Here is a 16,587-nt window from a genome sequence, read left to right as displayed (position 1 = left end):
TGGACGCCCAGTGGCGCCGGGCGCAGGGGGAGATTTCCCCCGCATTAACAGCCGGAGTTGCACGCTTCACACCAGGCACCAGGCACCAGGGCCCAGCCGCCCTTTCACGGAGGTCCTCCGATGATCGAAACCCTTGACATGACAGTCGATTTCCGAGCCGCGATGAGCCGGCTCGCCACGGGTGTCAGTGTGATCACCACCCGCTCCGGAAGCACGTCCATCGGCATGGCGGCGAGCGCCGTGTCCGCCCTGTCCCTGGACCCGCTCCAGCTGCTCGTGTGCATCGGCAACCAGCTGTACACGCGGACCGCGATAGCGGAGCACGGCCGCTTCGCCGTCAATGTCCTCGGCGAGGACAGCGAGCCCCTGGCGCGGAACTTCGGCGCCTCCAAACGGGACAAGTTCGCGGGCGTCGAGACCATCGACGACCACGGTGTCCCGGTGTTGAAGGACGCCATCGCGGTTGTCGTGTGTGACGTCGCCGAGTTGCTCCCCGGCGGCGATCACACCATCTTCGTGGGTGACGTCCGCTATTGCGCGCACAGGGCGGACGGCCGCCCGCTGCTCTACTTCGCGGGAGGTTTCGGCGCGCTCGGTGCCCCGCACTAGTGCTGGTGCAGCGGTCCGAAGGGGGCCGCTGCGGGGCCTGTGACCGGCCCACCGCCGCCCCCGACGTCCGGCTCTCGCGAGGCGAGCCGTGGCCGTCGGGGGCTTCGCCCGTCCCGACGACTCCACGGAAGGTGCCATGACCAACTCCGTGCCGGCCTTCAAGCTGCGTCCTTCGGTCCAGCCCCCGCATCTCCTGACACGCCCGCGTCTGCTGCGTCGGCTTGACGCGGCGTCCGAGCCCGTGGTGGTGGTCTCCGCGCCGGCCGGTGCCGGGAAAACGGTGCTCCTGAGCGACTGGTCGCGAGGCCCGGCGGCCCGCGGAGAATGCGCCTGGCTCAGCCTGGACGCCTACGACAACGCCCCGGGCCGGCTCTGGGCCGGCATCCTGGGGGCGCTGCGCCAGGTACGACCGAAGCTCTCCACCCGCCTCGACAGCGACGGGTGGACGCTCGACGTATGGCTCGAGGCGATCCTGCCGAGCCTTCTGACCGGACTGGGCGGTCAGGGTCCGCTCACGCTGATCCTCGACGGACTGGAGTCCATCACGGACGCCGACGCGGTCCGTAGCCTGGCGGACTTCCTGACCAGGCTCCCGCGGGGCTTCCGCGTCGTTCTGTCGACCCGGCACATTCCCGGAAGGCCCCTTCCCGCCCTGCGCGCCCGGGGTCTGGTAGCCGAACTCGACCAGCACGACCTGGCCTTCACACCTGAGGAAGCGCGGGCGGTGCTCACCGTTCTGCTCGGGTCCGCTCCGACCCCGGACACGGCGAGCGCGCTGTGCGAGGCCACCGAGGGATGGGCGGCGGGGCTGTGCATCATGGGGCGCACCCTCGCCCGCTCGGCGAACGAGCTGGACACGGAAGGGAACTTGGCACGCGGCAGGCAAGCGGTCACCGAGTATCTGGCCACCGAGGTGCTCTACCGGCTCACCACCGAACAGCGCGAGTTCCTGCTGCGCACCAGTGTGCTCGAAGAGCTGAGTACCGGGGCCTGCCAGGCCCTCGCCGGTGACCGGGCGGGCGTACTGCTGCGTGAGCTCGCGCGGACTGTGCAGCTGCTCGTGCCCGTCGTCGCCGATCCGGCGGCGTACCGGCATCACCGAGCGCTGTCTCCGTCGCTGTCCGACGTCCTGACGTCCCAAGGGCCGGACACCGTCGTGTCCCTGCACCGGTCGGCGGCCCAGTGGTACTCCCGGCAGAGGGAGACGGCCGCGGCGGTACGGCACTGGGTGCTGGGCGGCGACGAGCCCGCGGCCGTCGCGTCGGTCCTCGACGGCTGGGAGGAGGCGATCTCGGCGGGCCGTAGTGCGGAGGTCGCGCGTTGGCTGGACCTCCTGGCACCCCGCACGGTCGCCGCCGACGCGAGACTGTGCGTCGTGGCGGCGATGGCGGCGCTCTCAGGGGGCGCCCCGGACACGGCCCGGCGCTGGCTGGACGTGGCCCAGCTCAGACAGACGGGACCGGAGACGGTCGGCGACGGCAGCACGGTGTCCGATGCGGCAGCCGTCGCTCAGGCCGTGGCCTGCTGTCTGAAGGGGGAGGTCCTGACCGCCGGACGTCTCGGCGAATCCGCCGTGGTCGGCACCATGCCGTTGACCTCCTGGCGTGCGCTGGCCTGTACGGCCCGCGGAGCGGCTCTGCTGTGGACCCGTCGGTACGAGGAGGCGGAGGCGCTGCTCGGCGAGGCGACCCGCGACGCGCAGGCCGCCGGGCACGGCCTGGCGCTCGTCCGCGCGCTGGGTCTGCGGGCGGTGTGCGCGCTGCTGGCCGGACGGCAAGAGCCGGCGCGAATCCTGAGCGACGAGGCACTCGGGGCGGCCGCGACGGCCGGCCTGGGCGGACACTTCGTCGCTGTGGCCGCCTACATCTGCCGGGCCTGTTTGCTCCTCGACGAGGGCGAGGTCGATGCGGCCGAACGGATTCTGGCCTGCGCGGAAGCGGCGCTGGCGGGCTCGCCCCGGACCGGAAGCGAACCCCATGTACGCGCCCTGTGCCACCTCACGCGGGCGCGACTCGAGGGTGCGCGCCACAAGACCGACGCGGCGCGAGAGGCCCGCGAGGCGGCCGAGCGGGCGGCGGCCCGGTGCGAGTCGCCAGGGGTGCTGACGGACCTGCTCGGCCGTGCGGGCGAGGACCCGTCCGTCAGCCCTGCCGTGTCCGGCCCCCGGGACCTGTCGCTGGGGGAGCGCCGAGTGCTCCGAGCCCTGTGCGGTCCGCTGACACTGCGTGAGATCGCCTCCGAACTCTATGTGTCCCACAACACGGTGAAGACACAGGTACGGGCGATCTTCCGCAAACTCGACGCACACAACAGGAGCGGAGCAGTGGCAAGGGCCCGGGAGTGCGGCGTGCTCTGACCCGGGCCCGCAGGGCCCGTGTCCGACCGGGGTTCGGACACAGGGCCCTACCATCCTGCTACGAGGCGTCCTGGCGTCGGGCGTAGTCCGCCTGAGCCGTGTACGAGGTCTCCTTCTGCTCGTCGTCCACGCTCTCGATGCCGCAGACCTGGCGTGCGAGGTCGGCCATGCCGCCGGCGGGTGACATCTCGGCGCGCTTCATGGTGAGGGTGCGGATGGCCAGCAGTGGCGTGCCGTTGAAGTTCTCGAAGGTGCTGATGCGGTTGCCCCAGTCGGACAGGAACAGGTCGCGGATCACGCGGCTGATCTTCAGCCGGTCGTGCGGCCTGCCGACCGGTCCGGTCTGCAACGCCTCCAGCCACGGCCGCAGTTCGGGCCGCTGCCACTGCCCCTCGGTGGGGAAGATGAGCGAGGCACGACCGGCCAGGTCGACGACCTCGTGGACCATGGCGGCGATGTTCTCCAGGTAGTACGCCCGCCCGAAGTCGAACATCAGGACGTTCGGCTTGTAGAGGCCGCCAGGAGTGGTGAACCCTTCCTCCTCCGAAGCGATCACATGTGCCTTGAGCGTCTGGTGGAAGCCGGCGAACCGGGCGATGCGGGTCTGGACCGGCGGCAGCTGGTAGGTCCCGATGTGCTCGGTGATCAGCAGCGTCAGACCGAGCATCAGCTCGGCGCGCACCATCTGCCGGACCAGCGCCTGGTAGTGCAGCCAGTCGAAGACGCGCTGCGGGTACAGCGAGGCGTGCTTGGGGTTACCGATGTGGAACACCTGGTTCCAGGGGATGAGCACGTCCTCGAACACGATGACGCTGTCCAGTTCGTCACCCTGGGAGGCGAGCGGGTGCTCGACGTCCTCGCCGTCCCGGACGTTGCTCTCCCGGCAGATGATGGTGACCCCGGGGGTGTTGGGCTTCACCGCCCCGAAGATGATCTGTTCCGGCAGAATGCCGGGGCGGTGGAAGACGCCGATGTGGATCCAGTCCCCGAAGGCCGCCCCGGTGCTGATCGCCTTCACACCCCGCACGGTGATGCCCTCGTCCGAGGTGCCGACCACCTGCAGCGCAGGGGACTCGGCCTGGGCGGAATCGCGCGAGCGGTCCGTCTGCGGGTCGACGAACGCCGGCGTCGTGTTGAGGTCGCCCTCCCGCACCAGGTTCCAGAAGCCGAGGATCCCCTCGGTCAGGTCCCTCCCGTCGGTCCCGACGGACTGGCTGCTCCAGGGTTCCGGGTCGTCGACGTAGGTGAGCAGTACGTAGTTGTTGACGTCCGGGGTGCGCGGGGTCGCCCCGCCACCGAGTTCCCGCAGCACCGTCTCCATGTAGCGCCGCTTGCGCTTCAGGTCCTCCTTGGAGCGGTGCTGGAACCACGTCATGGACCGCCTGACGCCCTCTTCGTCCACGAACGTCATGACGTCCTCGAGGTCCGGGCGATGGTGCAGGTCGTAGAAGTCCGCGAGCCTGCGGGCATACGCCCGGGTCTTGGGGTGCGTGGCCACGTTCTCGACGAGCTCGTCGCCCACCCACAGTGTGCGGCCGTCGTTCAGCGCCGCCAGGTATTCCTTGCCTGTGCGCACGTCGTGCTCCTCTCCAGGGGCAAGAGATCTGGACGGCATGGAGCATGCGTCGCGGTGGGGTGAGAGGGCGGCGCGGAACCGACGATCACCCGGGTGAAAGCGTCGATCACAGGGAAACCGGCGTTGAGGGCGAATGTGGCCGTGCGGCATGCTTGCCCCATGGGCAGCACAGACCCCTCGGGCGACCGTGCCCGGGGGAGCGGGAACCAGACCGTGACCCGGCTGCGCCTCAGAGGACGGGACCGCGAGATCGTGGCTGTCCGTGAGGCCCTGGACGCGGTGCGTGGTGGACAGGGTGCCTGCGTCGTCGTGGAAGGCGCGCCCGGCGTCGGCAAGAGCCGGCTGCTCGCCGAGTTGGACGAGATGGCGCGGCGGCGCGGGTTCGACGTGGTGTCCGTGCGGGCCGACGAGTTCGACCAGTACGCGGCAGGAGCCGCCCTGCAGTCCGCCTTGCAGTCCTCCGCTGGTGCCGACCGAGCCGCCGCGGCCGGCGACGACCAGCGGCTCTTGCTGCTGGACAGCGTCACGGACGCTCTGGAGGACCGCGCCCAACGCGCCCCGGTGGCCGTGCTTGTGGACGACGCGCAGTGGGCGGATCCGGCTACGCTCTTCGTGCTCCGTACCCTGCCTGGACGACTGGCCGCCTCGCGGATCCTGTGGGTGCTGGCGGTCCGGTCGGAGACCGAGCGGCCGACCGTGGCCAGAGTGTGGGAGGACCTCGAACGCCTCGGAGCCCGATGGCTGGCGCTCGGCCCCCTGCCGCAGAAGGAATTGCAGCACCTCGCGGCCGATGTGCTCGGGGCGAGGCCGGCACCCGGTCTGGCCAGGCTGCTGCAAGGCGTCGCGGGCAACCCGTTCCTGGCGATCGAACTGGTGCGCGCCTTCGCCGACACGGATGACGTCAGAGTGGAGGCGGGCGTGGCGAACCCCCCGCGCCACGGCATCCCCGCCGGTTTCCGGCTGAGTGTCGCCGCGCGTCTGGACCGGCTCCCGGAGGATGCCGTGCGCCTGGTCCAGATCGGGTCCGTCCTCGGCCGCGAATTCGACCTCGGCACGGCCGCCAGAATGCTCGGCAGGCAGGTCGGCAGCCTGCTGTCGGGCGTCGAGGCCGCCCTGCACGCAGGTCTGCTCTCGGCCGACGGCCCGCGACTCGCCTTCCGCCACGATCTCTTGCGGCAGGCTGTCCACGAGAACCTGCCTCTGGCCGTACGGATCGCTCTGCACCGGGAGGCGGCCGACACTCTGCGCGGCACCGAGGCGCGGTCGGCGGAGGCGGCCTGGCACGTGGTCATGTCCGGCGGCCCGGTCGACGACGACGCCATGACCACGCTGCACACCGCCGTACGGGACCTGTCGTCGACCGCCCCCGACGCGGCTGCGGACCTCGCCCAGCGGATCGCCGGCCCGCTGCCCACGCACGACCGGCGCCGCATCACCCTGCTGACCGAAGCCGCCGAATACCTCGGCCGGACCCGTCGGGTTCACGAGGCGCTCGACCTGGTCGACGCCACCCTGTCGGACGGTCTTGAGCCACCGCAGGAGGCGTGCCTGCGCCTGGTGGCCGCCGAGATCCACCAGGCCGCGGGCGACGACGCCGCCGCGATGACACACCTCCGGCAGGCCCTGGACCTCCCCGCGCTGCCGCCCGACTTGCGCGTCCGGCTGCTGAAGACCAAGGCGACGGGCCACGTGTACCTCGGTGACATCACCGCCGCCGAGCAGACCGACACCGGGCTGGTCGAGGCCGCCTACCGCAGCCACGATCCGGCTCTCGTCGTCAGCGCCAAGGTGTTCCAGTCGCAGACGTCCTTCTACCGCGGGCGCCTCGCCCGCGCGCTCGAGCTCGCCGAGGAGGCCACCGGACGGGCCGGCACGGAGTCCGCCGCGCTCTACCTGCGGCCGCCGCGGATTCCGGCGCTGTGGCTGGCCACGGTACTGACCGCCACCGACCGCCTCGCGGACACCGAGCGGATCCTGCGGGAAGGACAGCGCGAAGCGGAGGCGCTGGGCCTCGGATGGTCACTTCCCCACTGGCATGCCATCCGCGCCTGCGCGCTGCTCGAACAAGGAGCGCTGGACGACGCGGCCGTGGAGGCCGAGGCCGGTCTGACGCTGGCGGACGAACTCGAGATCACTCAGCCGAATCCGCAGGCCCGCTCCGTGCTGGCATTGGTGGAGATCGGACGCGGTGACCTCGCCAAGGCCAGGGACCATCTCCGCGCCGCCGAAGCCGGTTCCGGCACGACCACACAGCGATACGGCCTGTGGGTGTCGCTCGCGCGCGCCTGGCTGGCGGACGCGGAGGGCCGGGATGCCGCAGCGGCTGCGGCGCTCACGGGCAGCTTCGAGGACCGTGAGCCGACGTGGCTGCTCGCGGTACCTCCGTCCCACTGGCCCGGGATCGTGCGTATCGCGCTCCGCGGCGAGGACGCGTCGGTCGCGTGGGCCGTGTCCGACGCCCTGCGCACCCTGGCCGCGCGGGACGACAGCCAGCGGATCATCGAGGCGGTCCGCGCCCATGTGGACGGCCTGCTCCACAGCGACCCCGGAGCACTCGCGTCCGCCATCACCGGCTACCGGAGCACCGGCAGGCCGCTGGCCCTGGCCGCGGCCTGCGAGGACCTCGGCGAGCTGATGGCCACATCGGCCGATACGAAGCCGGCGATCCCGTACCTCGAAGAGGCTGCGCGGCTGGCGTCGGCCTCGCGAGCCCTGCGCGATCACGAACGGATCAGGCGCCGCCTCCGGCAGCTCGGCGTGCACACCGGCGCGGTACGGCATCGCACGGTCGGGCCGCCGGAATGGGGTAACCTGACCGAATCCGAGCGGAACCTGATTCCGCTCGTCGTCGACGGCCTCACCAACCGGGCCATCGCCGACCGGCTCTACGTGTCTGTGCACACGGTCAACACGCACATGAAGCACATCTTCACCAAGCTCGGCATCAACACGAGAGTCGAACTGACCCGGCTGGCGATCGAACACGGCGGTATCGCCGACGGGACCGACTGAGCGGTGCCCCGACCGGCAGGGCGCGACGGCAAGAATCCCTTGAACGGGCGATGCCGGCCCCGGCCGTACTCGTGATGCTGATCGGGACGGCGTGGCCACCGCACGGCACCCCGTTTTCGCAGGAAGTGACCGCCTCATGAACACGACGCACGCAGTAGGCGCACACCGACGCGGAGGCCCCGGACCACTGGTCCGCGAGACCGCATCGCGGCGCCGCGAAAAAAATCATCCGGGACGCCGTCCGGACCGGCGGCTTCGACGGATCCGGGCTGGACGGCGGCTTCGACGGATCCGGGCTGGAGCGGACCGCAGAATTTTTCCCGCCCCCGAGGTATCCGGAGTCCTGATCGAGTACGGAGCCGATGCCACAACTCCCGCCCTGGACGCCGAGGTTTGCGGACTCACTACTTCTGCGCCCAGGCGGCGTCCTTGTCGGCATCGGCGCGCCGCCCGACCTCGGCGCGGCCCGGGACCACGCCACACGCGGGGTTTTCATGGTCGTCGAACCGGACCGCGACGAACTCGACCCCATCAGCGGGTTGATCACGACCGGACGGCTGAGCCCGCAGATCGACCGGGTCGTTCCCCTCAGGCAGATCCGCGCCGCGTACGGGGCGCTGGAGAACGCGTACGGGGCACTGGAGAAGGAGCACAGGCGTGACAAGGACGTCATCCAGGTCCCAGACAGATACTCAAACGCAGCCCAGGGCGGTCGGGGCCGGTGCCCGCACGGACCCGGAACGCGGATACCGTGGCCAACTGCGCTCCACCGTGGCCGCGAGCGCGGCCCCGCACGGATACACCCTGGCACTGTGGACCGCCACCGCGGTGACGTCGTCCCATCGAGGTGCCCCAGGGGCGGCCGAAGTCCTGGCGCTCCTCGCCGGTGCGACGCTCGCCTTCGTCGCCTTGGGTGCCGTCGCCTGCAGCGGTGCCGCCATGGCGCCGGGCAGGTCCGACGCCGACGCGCGGATATGGGCCGCCTTCCATCTGCCGACGGCGGCTTTCGTCGCGCTGGTCAGCCTGTTGCTCGCACGGTGCTGTTCAGGGCCCCTCCTGTGGGGGCTCGTCGGGGCGACCACGACGGCCGTGTACCTGCTGGGCGTCAGCGCCCAGTTCCCCGCTTCGCAGTCCGCCGAGTCACCGAGAAGCCACAGACGCCCACGCGTACGGGGTTCACCAAGTCTCTGTCACTCGACCCCACAGCCCAGGACCTCCTGTTCCGGGGGGCGCGGACCGGCGACACCTTCACCGACGAGCCGGTGACGGTCGATCAGATCGAGGCCATTGACGACCTGGTCAAGTACGGCCCCACCGCGATGAGCCAGCAGCCGCTGCGTATCGTGCTGGTCCGTTCCGCCGAGGCGCGCGAGCGCCTGTTCGAGCACCTGTCCGAGGACAACCGCTAGAAGACCGCGACCGCCCCGCTCGTCGCCCTTCTCGCCGCGTCCCATGAGTTCCACGAGGAACTGCCCAGCCGGTTCCCGCACGTCTCACAGGCCGAGGCACTCCTCGCCGAGCGTGCGGTGCGTGAGCGGTCCGCGCGGCTCGACGCACGTCTCCAGGTCGGCTACTTCATCATGGGCGTCCGCGCCGCCGGCCTGGCCGCGGGACCGATGACCGGCTTCGACGCCGACGCCATCGACAAGGAGTTCTTCAGCGACGGCCGGCACTCGGTTCTCGCTGTCGTCAACATCGGTAGGCCGGACGGATAGCGTGGTTCACACGTTCCCCTCGATAGATCCCGGAAGAGTATTCAGGTCTTGGGCTCTAGAGACCAGGGAGTACTCAGGGAACTCTGGGGTCGTTCACCACGTGTCCGGCTTGGTCGATCCCTTGTGGTTCCTCTCGCGCCCGGCGCGTGCCGGCCTTGTCGGATCGGAAGTTCGCGCCGGCGAGAGGCAGTCGTCGGTCGGCCGCCCAGACGGCCAGCCCACAGGCCGCGAATCCGGCCCCGAGGAGACTGGAGCCCGCCCACCCGTGGGCGGTGAAGACGGCTGTGGTTGCGGCCGCGCCGAGGGCGGAGCCGAGCGAGTAGAAGACCATGTAGCTGCCGATGACGCTGCTGATGCGATCCGGATGCGCGGAGGTGAGCAGGTGCTGGTTGCTCACATGTACGGCCTGGACCGCGAAGTCGAGCACCACGATGCCGACGACGAGGAGCCACAGTGACCACGGCAGCTGCGCGATCGCTGCCCACGAGAGGATGAGCAGGGTGAGCGCGAGACCGGTGACCGGGGCCGCCCGTCCTGCGTCCGCCCACCGTCCCGCGCGCGCCGCGCCGAGTGCGCCGGCGAGTCCGGCGAAGCCGAACAGCCCGATCCGACTCTCGGTCAGCTGCCACGGCGCGTCCGCCAGCGAAAGGGACAGGCCGCTCCACAGTGTTCCGAACGACGCGAACAAGAAGAACGCGATGAGCCCGCGCGTCAGGAAGCTGCGCTGAGCGAACAGTCCGCCGAGCGAGACGACGGCCCGCCTGTACCCCGCAGGTCGGTCGGGGCGCTCCTCTGACGGCAGTACGACGCGGACGAGGGCCGCGAGCCCGAGTGACAGCACCGCGAGCAGCGCATAGACGCTCCGCCAACTCCACACCTCGGCGAGCGTGCCGGTGACGACCCGTGCGCCCAGGATGCCAACCACGACGCCCGAGGTCACGACACCGATGTTCCGTCCGCGTTCGGCGGGCAGCGAGATCGACGCGGCGTAGGCCACCGTGGTCTGCACCACGACCGCGAACAGCCCGGCCGCAGCGAGTCCCACGAACGCCACCCATGGTGCTGACGCCGAGGCCGTCAGGATCAGGCCCACCGAAATGAGCGCCAGGTGCGCGGCGATGAGTCGGCGTCTGTCGACCACATCACCGAGCGGCACCAGCAACACCAAGCCCGCCAGATAGCCGACCTGGCCGGTCGCGACGATCCACCCGGTGAGTCCCACCGACACACCAAGATCGCGCCCCATCGGCTCAAGAACCGGCTGTGCGGCATAGATGCTCGCCACAGCGACACAACACACCATCGCGAGCAGTAACCGCCGCCACGCGTTCATCGCACTCCAACCTCAATCGGTAGTAGATTGAAACCAATTGGACGGTACGGCAGAATGGTTTCAATCTGCAACTCAATTGGGAGGTGTCATGCCACGCGGTGCCCCGAACCTCGACTGGACCGACTCCGACTGCCCCGTCGCCCGCACGCTCGACCTCGTCGGCGACAGGTGGAGCCTTCTCGTTGTCCGCGACGCGATGAACGGGGCACGATCGTTCACAGAGTTCCAGCGACGCACCGGCATTGCCCGCAACATCCTCACCGACCGTCTCCGGAAGCTCATCGCTCACGGGCTCCTCGCCCAGCGCACCGCGCCATCGGGCCGTCGCCAGGAGTACGTGCTCACCGACGCCGGCTGCGACCTCTTCCCCGTCATCCTCACCCTGCGACAGTGGGGAGAACGCCACGCCTTCGCCCCTGGCGAGACCCATTCCACGCTTGTCGACCAGCACGGCACCCCCGTGCCGGCCATCGCGCCGACCAGCGACGACGGCACCCCCCTCGACCCCGACACCACCCACGTGCAGAAGGCCGGATAGAAATGCGCTGGATCGGCAGGGGGGCGGCAGGCCCCAGCGACGGGTGCGCACCTGCCGAACCGAACTCCTGGACCGCACCCTCATCGCGAACCAGGGCCGCCTGCTCCACGCCCCGCGCGAGTGCGAGAACGTCTGGCATCAGCACAGACCCCACCGCGCTCTCGCAAGCGTCGCGCCGCTACGCCCGGTGCCCGGACCGATCACCGAACCGGCCCGGTTCCCCCACCTCGACATCCACCGACGCGACCGCCTCGGCGGTATCCTGCACGAGTACCAACACGCGGCGTGACCAGCCCAGATGCAATCTTTGAAACCTCCAGAACAAGTCGCTGGCAGCAGGCGTCCCAACGAGGTGAGAATGCCTCGATGCGAGCATTCACGATCACTACGTCCGACGAGACGCTGGTCGACCTGCGCGAGCGGCTTGCGCGTACCCGGTTCCGGAACGATCTGCCCGGCGAGGATTGGGGATGGGGGACCCCGCAGCCCTGGCTGCGGAGCCTCGTCGAGCACTGGCTGCACCGCTACGACTGGCGTCGCACCGAAGCCGAGTTGAATGCCCTGCCCCAGGTCATCGGTGATTTCGCCGGGCTGCGCGTGCACGCTTTCGCGGTGCGCTCGCGGCACGAGGACGCCACGCCGCTGCTGCTGTGCCACGGCTGGCCCGGCTCGGTGGTGGAGTTCCTCGACTGCCTGCCCGCACTGGTCGACCCGACCAGCCACGGAGGAGGCGCCGAGGACGCCTTCCACGTAGTGCTGCCCTCGATGCCCGGTTTCGGTCTCTCTGGGCCGACCGCCGCTCCCGGTGTCGACGTGGTCCGCATCGCCGACGCGTTCGCCGCCCTCATGGACGATCTCGGCCACCCCCGTTTCGTGGCCCAGGGCGGGGACTGGGGCGCCTTCGTCGTCCGGCAGCTCGGCCTGGAGCATCCCCGCCGGCTCTTGGGCGCGCACATCAACTTCCCCTGGGCGGTGGCCCCGCCTGGCCTCGACGACCCGCTGGCCGAGGCGACGCCGACGGAGCGCGAGGCACTGGAGCACAACGCCCGGGTGTATGGCGCCGACAACGGCTACTACGTCCAGCAGGCCACCCGGCCGCACAGTGTCGGCCCGGCGCTCGAGGACTCCCCCGCGGGGTTGGCGGCCTGGCTGCTGGAGAAGTTCCACACATGGTCCGACACCTGTGATGGCCTGCCGTTCACGCTCGACCGGCTGCTGGACAACACCATGCTCTATTGGCTCACCGGCACTGCGACCTCGGCCGCCCGCCTGTACGCGGAGTCGGAGGCTTACGGCTCCGATCCGCAGGTGTGGAGCCGCAGGGTGGAGGTGCCCACCGGCATCGCACTCTACCCACGGGAGAAGACCCGGTCCCCGCGCCGGTGGAGCGAACGCCAGTGGAACGTGGTGCACTGGGCCGACCAGCCGCGTGGCGGACATTTCGCCGCCTTCGAGCAGCCCGGCCTGTTCACCTCCGACCTGCGGGACTTCGCCCGCACACTGCGGTCATGCCGACAACCGGCCGCCGACTGACCGCGGGTTCAGACTTTTCACGCCGTGCGATCAGGTGTGCCGCAGGCGTCCGGGACGCCGACCCCACCGCCCCGCTTTCGGCGGCGGCGGCTCGATCACCGGCGGCCGTGAGCCCGGCAACGTCTGCGGCCGGGACGAGCCGCACGGCGTCCAGGAGCCGGCGCCACGAGGTCCTGCCCGTCTCCAGAACGGCGGCGACGAAGGAGTACGGCCGGCCGGGCACGAACTGGGTCCGAGGACCGGCCGCTGCGACCGTAGACGTGGCAGAACTAGCGGTCCGGGCAGGTCAGTTAGTTCGGGGAGTTCGAGCACAGCCAGTGCCAACGTCCACGGCGAGAGGCGTCCCGTCCGTGAGTGACAGCTGGACAAGTGCTCGATCACTGTTGCGCATCAGGCGCTCCTACTTCCATCGGATCTCGGAGAAGTCGCGGACCGTCGCATCGGCGGCGCCGAGATCCGTCCGCGAATGGGTGGTGGTGAGCGCCACGCAGTACGCGCCGGCCGCCCGCGCGGCTCGGACGCCGGCGGGCGCGTCCTCGAAGACAACCGTGTCGAGCGGATCGACACCGAGGGCCGCGGCCGCCGAGAGGTAGCCCTCCGGATGGGGCTTGCCGAATTCGACGTCGTCCGCGGTGACTACGACGTCGAAGAGATGCAGGGCACCGATGCCGGAGAGCTCGGCGCGCGCGTAGTCCTTCGTCCCTGACGTGACCACGGCCATGGGTACATGCATGTCACGCAGCCGTGTCAGCAGCGCGAGTGCCCCCGCGATCGGCCCCACCGGAGGCATGTCGGCGCCTCGTGCGTAGCCGAGGGCCTCACGGAACAGCGCTTCGGCGCTCCTGCCGGGGAAGGACGCCAGATGATCCGCGATGGCCTCGCCCCCCGGACGGCCTGCGAATCGCGCAAGTCGGGCTGGATCGAGGCCGACGCCATGGACCTGGAAGAGCTTTTGCCAGGCGGCGCGACTGCGGGGTTCGGTGTCGACCAGAGTGCCGTCCAGGTCGAAACAGACGGCGTTGAAGGACAGTTCAAGCATGTGGGTTCCCTTGTGCTGTGTGGTGGACTGCTCGTAGGGCCGCGCCGGCGGAGACCAGTGCGAGCACGGCGCACGCCCCGAGCGTGGCCGCCAGCGCGTGGGCCGACGTGGTGGCGTCTCCCGTACGGGCGAAGGCCAGATAGCCCGCGCCCAGGGCGGCGACACCGACCGCACCGCTGAGCTGGGCGTTGGTGCTGATGACGCCTGAGAGATCGGTGGCGTAGTCCGGCGCGGTCGCCGAAGTCATGCGGTTGATGAGCGAGTTGGAACTGATGCCCAGGCCGAATCCGCCGATTCCGAGCAGTGCGAGCAGCCCCGGGCCGGTGTGGTGGCCGGCCAGCAGATACCCGCACACGGCGAGATAGCAGACGGCGAGCAGGAGGCAGCCGCACACGTCGGCGTATCGCACGGGGGCGTACTCGGCGGGGAGGCGGGACAGCGCGAGGCCGGCAAGCCCGAAAGCCGCCACCCAGGAGACCATGGTGAGCCCCACGTAAGCGGGTCCCCGGCCCAGACCGAGCTGGAGGTAGACCGCCAGCACGAACAGCAGGGCGAAGTACGTCAAAGTCGTCAGGCCGTGAGCGAGCAGCCCCCAGCGCACCGCCGGCGGCCGGACCGCTCAGCACCTGGGGAACCATCAGCGCGGCCCCCGCGCCCTGCACGATCCTGGCGAGGATCAGGAGCACCGGGGTGGGCGCTACCCCGCACACGAGGGACGACACCCCGAAGACGAGCACCCCGGCGGCGAAGACCCGGCGATACCCGTGGGTGGCCCGAGACGGGCCCCGGTCACCAGCAGCACGGCATAGGCGACCACGTATCCGGCGACCACGAGAGCCGTTTCCCCGCCGGACGCGCCGAGGCTGTCCTGGATGTCGGGCCCGGCGACATTCACGATCGCGGTGTCCGCATTGGCCAGGAACTGCCCGGCCGGCAGAACAGCCAGCATCCGCCAGGAGGTGGCACCGCCATCCGTGTCCCGCTTCCGGGGCCGGATGTTCAACACATATTGCATGCACCGACTTTGCGACGGTCGCTGAACCGCCGCTGGCGATTTCCGGACGTCGCGTTCAGGGACCGGCGCCCGACGCCGATGAAGTACTCGTCCGCCTCTGGCCGGAACTCCTGTGGACCGTGTCCCACGCGGTGAGGCGAAGCAGTCCAAGGCGTCGTTGACCGCCGTCTCTTGGCTTCGGGCTCGGGAGTGAAGCGCAGGGTCACATCGCGCGCGCCGACTGTCCGCGGTTCGACGACAGGGCGCCTGACCGGCGTCTTGCCTGGTCAGGCGCCCTTTTTGGGTCTAGAAGAAGCCCAGCTTCTGCGGCGAGTACGACACCAGGAGGTTCTTCGTCTGCTGGTGGTACAGCAGTTGCACCCAAGCTGACCAGGGGAAATAGTAGCTGGTGCGGCTCTCTGGCGGGGTGCTGGTCCGGAAATGGTCCGGATCTTGGTCCGTATCGGCTTGCGCAATGTGTTGCTGCTGGGCGGGGCCTCCTCGGACCGGCGCTGTGATCGGCAGTGCGACGAGCTGGATTCCGCCGGGGACCTCCCCCGTTTGCCGAGCACGGCCGGCGGGTTCAGACGTCCGGGCGGCGGCGCCGGGTAGGCCGTTGAGGAAGTCGGTCGCCTCGTGGCCTTCGGCGGTCAACGAGTCGCAGCGGAACCGTACGGACGCTGCGAAGGCGGAAGCAGGAGTGACAGCGAGGAGCACGGCGGTGCCCACCCCGGCGGACGACGCAGCACGCCGCAGGGGAGGAGCGGCCAGGGGCACTAGGCGTTGCTCCACCCGGTTGTGCTGGAATACGAGTCCAGCAGGTCCACCACGAAGACCAGGGTCGAGCCCGCCGGGATCAACGGCGAAGGCGACTGATTGCCGTAGCCGAGACGCGGGGGAACGATGATCTCGCGCCGACCGCCGACCTTCATCCCCCTCACCCCCCGGTCCCAGCCCTTGATGACCTTGCCACTGCCCAGGGCGAACTTGAACGGCTGACCGCGGTCCCAGGAGGCATCGAACTCCTTCCCGGACTCGAAGGTCACCCCGACATAGTGGACCCTGACCACCATGCCCGGCTTCACCTCAGCCCCGTCCCCGACGACCAGGTCCCGGATGGTCAGCTCGGTAGGAGCGTCAACCTCCGGAACGTCGACCTCGGGCTTCGTCAGTTCATTCATTGCAGCCTCATCACTATCAGCCGGAAGCCGTCGCACGGACCAGTCGGACACATGGACACTCCGTGCAGCAGATGGTCACGCTACCGAGAACGCCCGTCCCCGGAGCACACCAGATTCAGTGGCCACACGTGATGATCTTTCGCACGACCGATGAACGCGACCGGCACGCACAGGTCACACGGTGATCGCCAGAACGGGGCGACGGCCGAAACGGCGAACCTGAACACCCACTAACCCGTCCTGGCCGGCTGATCAGCCACCCCCGCCTGACGCTGGAACCTCACAGGGGGTCCGTGCCGCGCTCGTGGGTGCGCTCTCGGCCGTAAGCGGCAGCTTGAGCAGGCGGCGGCCGTGACCATCCGCTGTCGAGGCGGCTTCAGGCAGCTGAGGGGTGGTGCGCGATCAGCGCCCGCGCGAGATGGCCAGTGACTTCCTCGGCTCCGGCCTGCAGTGCCGCCAGGTTGACGGACTCATCGGGCTCGGTACGCAGGGCGAAGGACCTGCCGAGGCCGGCGAGACTGGCTGTGCGCCGTGACCGATGAGGGTCGAAGGTGTCGATGCTGGTCATGGCGGGGTCCGACACGCCGGCAGCCACCACGATGCGGTCCTGCCGCTCGACCCCCAGGGCCATGTGCCCCTGGATCCGCTCGGGACCGTAGGGCACCGCACACACCGTCACCGGAACTTCCCGGCTGCCCGCG

At 70.0% G+C, this 16,587-nt stretch carries 13 protein-coding genes and 3 pseudogenes; 7 read left to right on the top strand and 9 right to left on the bottom strand.

The genetic code is table 11. The annotated features are described in order from the left end of the window. Nucleotides 1-120 precede the first annotated feature (120 nt). Together ACFV0T_RS00940 and ACFV0T_RS00935 are read left to right on the top strand one after the other, a co-directional pair. Complete coding sequence (locus ACFV0T_RS00940; RefSeq protein WP_385772978.1) at nucleotides 121-609, top strand: flavin reductase family protein; 489 nt, start codon at nucleotides 121-123, stop codon at nucleotides 607-609. A gap of 136 nt (nucleotides 610-745) precedes the next feature. Then, nucleotides 746-2,965 carry a LuxR C-terminal-related transcriptional regulator gene (locus tag ACFV0T_RS00935; RefSeq protein ID WP_385772976.1) on the top strand — a complete coding sequence of 740 codons (2,220 nt, stop codon included), beginning with the start codon at nucleotides 746-748 and terminating at the stop codon, nucleotides 2,963-2,965. A 58-nt stretch (nucleotides 2,966-3,023) separates the two neighbouring features. Here the strand turns inward: ACFV0T_RS00935 and ACFV0T_RS00930 are convergent, their stop codons facing one another. After that, the gene (locus ACFV0T_RS00930; RefSeq protein ID WP_385772974.1) at nucleotides 3,024-4,541 is read right to left on the bottom strand and encodes a 4-hydroxyphenylacetate 3-hydroxylase family protein; all 1,518 of its coding nucleotides are present in this window, start codon (nucleotides 4,539-4,541) and stop codon (nucleotides 3,024-3,026) included. A 159-nt stretch (nucleotides 4,542-4,700) separates the two neighbouring features. On the opposite strand from ACFV0T_RS00930, the gene ACFV0T_RS00925 reads away from it, so the two are divergent. The 3 genes and pseudogenes from ACFV0T_RS00925 to ACFV0T_RS00915 all read left to right on the top strand — a co-directional run bounded on the left by ACFV0T_RS00925 (nucleotide 4,701) and on the right by ACFV0T_RS00915 (nucleotide 9,294). Then, nucleotides 4,701-7,553, top strand: a complete 2,853-nt coding sequence (locus tag ACFV0T_RS00925; RefSeq protein ID WP_385772972.1) for an AAA family ATPase — start codon at nucleotides 4,701-4,703, stop codon at nucleotides 7,551-7,553. Nucleotides 7,554-7,915: 362 nt separating this feature from the next. Continuing rightward, nucleotides 7,916-8,167: pseudogene (locus ACFV0T_RS00920) on the top strand (zinc-binding dehydrogenase); the annotation flags it as partial. A gap of 573 nt (nucleotides 8,168-8,740) precedes the next feature. After that, a pseudogene (locus ACFV0T_RS00915) lies at nucleotides 8,741-9,294 on the top strand (malonic semialdehyde reductase). A 47-nt stretch (nucleotides 9,295-9,341) separates the two neighbouring features. Here the strand turns inward: ACFV0T_RS00915 and ACFV0T_RS00910 are convergent. After that, entirely contained in the window at nucleotides 9,342-10,601 is a 1,260-nt protein-coding gene (locus ACFV0T_RS00910) for an MFS transporter (RefSeq protein ID WP_385772970.1), read from the bottom strand. Nucleotides 10,602-10,689: 88 nt separating this feature from the next. On the opposite strand from ACFV0T_RS00910, the gene ACFV0T_RS00905 reads away from it, so the two are divergent. Next, nucleotides 10,690-11,139 carry a winged helix-turn-helix transcriptional regulator gene (locus ACFV0T_RS00905; protein WP_385772968.1) on the top strand — a complete coding sequence of 150 codons (450 nt, stop codon included), beginning with the start codon at nucleotides 10,690-10,692 and terminating at the stop codon, nucleotides 11,137-11,139. Nucleotides 11,140-11,505: 366 nt separating this feature from the next. Beyond that, complete coding sequence (locus ACFV0T_RS00900) at nucleotides 11,506-12,672, top strand: epoxide hydrolase family protein (RefSeq protein ID WP_385772966.1); 1,167 nt, start codon at nucleotides 11,506-11,508, stop codon at nucleotides 12,670-12,672. Between the two features lie 100 nt (nucleotides 12,673-12,772). Here the strand turns inward: ACFV0T_RS00900 and ACFV0T_RS00895 are convergent. From ACFV0T_RS00895 to ACFV0T_RS00865, 7 genes and pseudogenes are all read right to left on the bottom strand, one after another. Next, nucleotides 12,773-12,941 (bottom strand): annotated as a pseudogene (locus tag ACFV0T_RS00895) (transposase); the annotation flags it as partial. 131 nt (nucleotides 12,942-13,072) lie between these two features. Next, nucleotides 13,073-13,711 (bottom strand): HAD family hydrolase, encoded by a 639-nt coding sequence (locus ACFV0T_RS00890; protein WP_385772964.1) that lies wholly within the window; start codon nucleotides 13,709-13,711, stop codon nucleotides 13,073-13,075. Continuing rightward, the gene (locus ACFV0T_RS00885; protein ID WP_385772962.1) at nucleotides 13,704-14,276 is read right to left on the bottom strand and encodes a hypothetical protein; all 573 of its coding nucleotides are present in this window, start codon (nucleotides 14,274-14,276) and stop codon (nucleotides 13,704-13,706) included. Before ACFV0T_RS00885 ends, ACFV0T_RS00890 begins: the two co-directional genes overlap by 8 nt. 132 nt (nucleotides 14,277-14,408) lie before the next feature. Continuing rightward, the gene (locus ACFV0T_RS00880; protein ID WP_385772960.1) at nucleotides 14,409-14,726 is read right to left on the bottom strand and encodes a hypothetical protein; all 318 of its coding nucleotides are present in this window, start codon (nucleotides 14,724-14,726) and stop codon (nucleotides 14,409-14,411) included. 285 nt (nucleotides 14,727-15,011) lie between these two features. After that, a complete protein-coding gene (locus tag ACFV0T_RS00875; RefSeq protein WP_385772958.1) occupies nucleotides 15,012-15,359 on the bottom strand; it encodes a hypothetical protein in 348 nt (115 codons plus the stop codon). A 122-nt stretch (nucleotides 15,360-15,481) separates the two neighbouring features. Next, nucleotides 15,482-15,886, bottom strand: a complete 405-nt coding sequence (locus ACFV0T_RS00870) for an FKBP-type peptidyl-prolyl cis-trans isomerase (RefSeq protein WP_385772957.1) — start codon at nucleotides 15,884-15,886, stop codon at nucleotides 15,482-15,484. A gap of 376 nt (nucleotides 15,887-16,262) precedes the next feature. Beyond that, nucleotides 16,263-16,550 (bottom strand): hypothetical protein, encoded by a 288-nt coding sequence (locus ACFV0T_RS00865; protein ID WP_385772955.1) that lies wholly within the window; start codon nucleotides 16,548-16,550, stop codon nucleotides 16,263-16,265. Nucleotides 16,551-16,587 lie beyond the last annotated feature (37 nt).

The sequence above is a fragment of the Streptomyces sp. NPDC059582 genome, assembly GCF_042735715.1.
Lineage (GTDB): Bacteria > Actinomycetota > Actinomycetes > Streptomycetales > Streptomycetaceae > Streptomyces.
This window is presented reverse-complemented; position numbering and strand designations above follow the sequence as displayed.

What these genes read in the sequence shown, in the direction of transcription:
- ACFV0T_RS00910 (WP_385772970.1), bottom strand. Translation starts at nt 10,601, where the DNA reads ATGAACGCGTGGCGGCGGTTACTGCTCGCGATGGTGTGTTGTGTCGCT.
- ACFV0T_RS00870 (WP_385772957.1), bottom strand. Translation starts at nt 15,886, where the DNA reads ATGAATGAACTGACGAAGCCCGAGGTCGACGTTCCGGAGGTTGACGCT.
- ACFV0T_RS00890 (WP_385772964.1), bottom strand. Translation starts at nt 13,711, where the DNA reads ATGCTTGAACTGTCCTTCAACGCCGTCTGTTTCGACCTGGACGGCACT.
- ACFV0T_RS00900 (WP_385772966.1), top strand. Translation starts at nt 11,506, where the DNA reads ATGCGAGCATTCACGATCACTACGTCCGACGAGACGCTGGTCGACCTG.
- ACFV0T_RS00935 (WP_385772976.1), top strand. Translation starts at nt 746, where the DNA reads ATGACCAACTCCGTGCCGGCCTTCAAGCTGCGTCCTTCGGTCCAGCCC.
- ACFV0T_RS00940 (WP_385772978.1), top strand. Translation starts at nt 121, where the DNA reads ATGATCGAAACCCTTGACATGACAGTCGATTTCCGAGCCGCGATGAGC.
- ACFV0T_RS00880 (WP_385772960.1), bottom strand. Translation starts at nt 14,726, where the DNA reads ATGCAATATGTGTTGAACATCCGGCCCCGGAAGCGGGACACGGATGGC.
- ACFV0T_RS00925 (WP_385772972.1), top strand. Translation starts at nt 4,701, where the DNA reads ATGGGCAGCACAGACCCCTCGGGCGACCGTGCCCGGGGGAGCGGGAAC.
- ACFV0T_RS00905 (WP_385772968.1), top strand. Translation starts at nt 10,690, where the DNA reads ATGCCACGCGGTGCCCCGAACCTCGACTGGACCGACTCCGACTGCCCC.